This is a genomic window from Deltaproteobacteria bacterium (assembly GCA_009929795.1).
In the GTDB taxonomy this organism is placed as follows: Bacteria; Desulfobacterota; Desulfovibrionia; order Desulfovibrionales; family Desulfomicrobiaceae; genus RZZR01.
Genome location: RZZR01000240.1, coordinates 1 through 2,847 on the forward strand (window position 1 = coordinate 1; position 2,847 = coordinate 2,847).

The following is a 2,847-nucleotide window of genomic DNA, read 5'->3' on the forward strand; positions in this document are numbered from 1 at the left end:
TAGCATCTTTCTCTCCTTGGGAGTCCGGGTCATTCCCAGACGTAGGTGGCCGAAAGCTCCGGGTTTTCCTGCCAGGGGGCCTTCATGAAGCCCCAGACCCTGCTGTTCACTAGGCGGTCGATCTCCTTGTAGAAGTTCACGGCCCCCCGGAAGCCGGCGTAGGGACCGCCAGAGTCGTAGCTGTGGAGCTGCTTCATGGGGATGCCCAGTTTCTGGATGGAGTATTTCTCTTTGATCCCGGCGCAGAAGATGTCCGGACGGAGGATCTCCACCAGCCGTTCGGCCTCGTACTGGTTCAGGTCGTCGACCACGAAGGTGCCCTGGTCCATGTCCGGGATCATGCCTTCGTAGTGCTTGAACTTGAGGCCGGCGGCCTCGAGCTTGGCCAGATCGTCCTCGGGCTTGCGCGGGGTAAAGCGTTCAGGATCGGGTGTGACCTCGATCTCCTCGATGTTCTTACTGTCGGCGTCCACGACGATGTTCGGGAGAACCCGACGGCCCTCGTAGTCGTCGCGGTGGGCGAACTCGTAGCCGGCGGCCAGGGTCTTCATGCCCAGCTCGGCGAAGAGTTCCTGGTAATGGTGGGCCCGGGATCCGCCGACGAAGAGCATGGCCTTCTTGCCCTCGGTGCGGGGGCGGATTTCGGCGGCCGTCCTTTCGACGGCAGGGAGTTCCTCGGCGATGACCGCCTCCACCCGTTCGGTCAGGGCCTTGTCCTCGAAATAGGCGGCGATTTTCCGGAGGGATTTGGCCGTGGCCCCGGCTCCGATGAAGTTCACCTTGATCCAGGGGATGCCGTACTTGGTCTCCAGCATGTCGGCCACGTAGTTGATGGACCGGTGGCACATGACGCAATTCAGATCGGCCTGGTGGGCCGAAGCGAACTGGTCGTAGGTGGAGTTGCCCGAGAAGGTGGCGATATTCGTGATGCCGCACATGTTCAGGATGCGGTCGATCTCGAAGCCGTCACCGCCGATGTTGTATTCGCCCAGGAGATTGATCTTGAACCGTCCGGCCTTGGGGGCGTCGTTCTCGCCGACCACGTGACGGAAAATCTGGTTGTTGGCGATGTGATGGCCAGCCGACTGGGACACGCCCTTGTAGCCCTCGCAGGAAAAGGCGAACACATTGCAGTCGCCAAACTTCTCCTTCATCTTCCTGGCCACGGCGTGGATGTCGTCGCCGATGAGGCCCACCGGGCAGGTGGCGAACACGGCGATGGCCCGGGGATGGAAGAGGTCGTAGGCCTCCTGGATGGCCCGCTCGAGCTTCTTCTCGCCGCCGAAGATGATGTCCTGGTCCTGCATGTCCGTGGAAAAGCAGTAGGTCATGTAGTTGTGGGCCGTTGGATCCGAGGCGTCGGTCTGGTTGCGGCGGGTCAGCCAGGAATAGAAGCCGCAGCCAATGGGGCCGTGGGTGATGTTCACGATGTCCCGGGTCGGCCCCAGGATGACGCCCTTGCAGCCCGCATAGGTGCAGCCGCGCATGGTGATGATGCCCGGGATGGTCCGCACATTGGCCATGATCTCCGGGGTCTCGCACCCCTGGGCCTCGTTGATCAGGATCTGTTTGGCCCTCTTGCGGGCCACCTTGGGCGGATACTTGGCCAGCAGTTCCTGCTTGATGTCGTCCGGGGCCTTCCGGACCGGTCTTTTGGTCGTGACGGGCATGGTCTTCCTCCTTGTCCGTGTTCAGCTGATGGATTGGGCCCCGGTCTCCCCGGTGCGGACCCGGACCGCGTCGGTCATGGGCAGGACGAAGATCTTGCCGTCGCCGGGCTTACCGGTCCGGTTGACCTCCATGATGGCGGTCACGATCCCCTCCACGTCCTCGTCCGGAGCGACCACGGTGATGACCCGCTTGGCGTAGAGCTTGCCCTTCTCGCCCAGGATCTCGGCGGCCTCCTCGTAGCCCTTGCCGGCCCCTTCCAGAACCACGGGATTGACGAACCCCCGGCCCCGGCCCTGGGCCTCGTGGGCGAAAAAGGCGTCCACGCCGGCCTCGGTCAGGGCCTTCTTGGTCCGGTTCATCATGTTCATGCGCACCACGGCGACGATCTCCTTCATGCCGCGACCTCCTCCACGCCCTCGCGCAGACCGGAACTGATGGTGTAGACCTCCTCCACGGGACTGACGAAGACCTTTCCGTCGCCAAAGGCCCCCTTGGTCCCGGTCTTGGCCGCCTCCATGATCGTCCGGATGACGAAATCCTTGTCATCGGCTCGGACCACGCTCATGAGCATGGTCTTGGGGATCTCATCGTAGGTCACCTCGCCGATCTTGATGCCCCGCTGTTTGCCGCGGCCGGCCACGGAATATTTGGTCACGGCCGGAAACCCGGCGTCCATCAGGGCCGCCAGGACCTCGTCGCTCTTTTCAGGCCGGACTATGGCCCGGATCATGATCATCATGTTTCTCCCTCCCTTCTCTTTGTGTCGATTCACGGGCCGCATCAGGCGGCCATGAGGCCGAAATCCATGAGCAGCTGTTCCAATTCCTCGATGGCCAGGGGCTTGGGGATGACAAACATGTCGTTCCCGTCGATGGTCCGGGCCAGATTGCGATAGTGGTCGGCCTGGGGGGCCGTGGCGTTCCACTCGATGACCGTCTTCCGGTTGATCTCGGCCCGCTGGACGTCGTTGTCCCGGGGCACGAAATAGATCATCTGGGTGCCGATTTTTTTGGCCAGCTCCTCGATCATCTCACGCTCGTTGTCCACGTTCCTCGAATTGCAGATGAGTCCACCCAGACGGACCCCACCGGACTGGGCGTACTTCATGATGCCCTTGCAGATGTTGTTGGCCGCGTACATGGCCATCATCTCCCCGGAGCAGACGATGTAGATCTC

General features: G+C 62.2%; 4 protein-coding genes. All 4 read right to left on the minus strand.

Going from position 1 to position 2,847, the window contains the following annotated elements:
• Window positions 1-29: 29 nt before the first annotated feature.
• Window positions 30-1,670, minus strand: a complete 1,641-nt coding sequence (gene nifD, locus EOM25_13675; protein NCC26223.1) for a nitrogenase molybdenum-iron protein alpha chain — start codon at window positions 1,668-1,670, stop codon at window positions 30-32.
• A gap of 21 nt (window positions 1,671-1,691) precedes the next feature.
• A complete protein-coding gene (locus tag EOM25_13680; GenBank protein ID NCC26224.1) occupies window positions 1,692-2,066 on the minus strand; it encodes a P-II family nitrogen regulator in 375 nt (124 codons plus the stop codon).
• Window positions 2,063-2,410 carry a P-II family nitrogen regulator gene (locus EOM25_13685; protein NCC26225.1) on the minus strand — a complete coding sequence of 116 codons (348 nt, stop codon included), beginning with the start codon at window positions 2,408-2,410 and terminating at the stop codon, window positions 2,063-2,065. The genes EOM25_13680 and EOM25_13685 overlap by 4 nt, the downstream gene beginning before the upstream one ends.
• A gap of 41 nt (window positions 2,411-2,451) precedes the next feature.
• Window positions 2,452-2,847: nitrogenase reductase (nifH, locus tag EOM25_13690; GenBank protein NCC26226.1), on the minus strand; the 396-nt coding region annotated here is incomplete at its 5' end.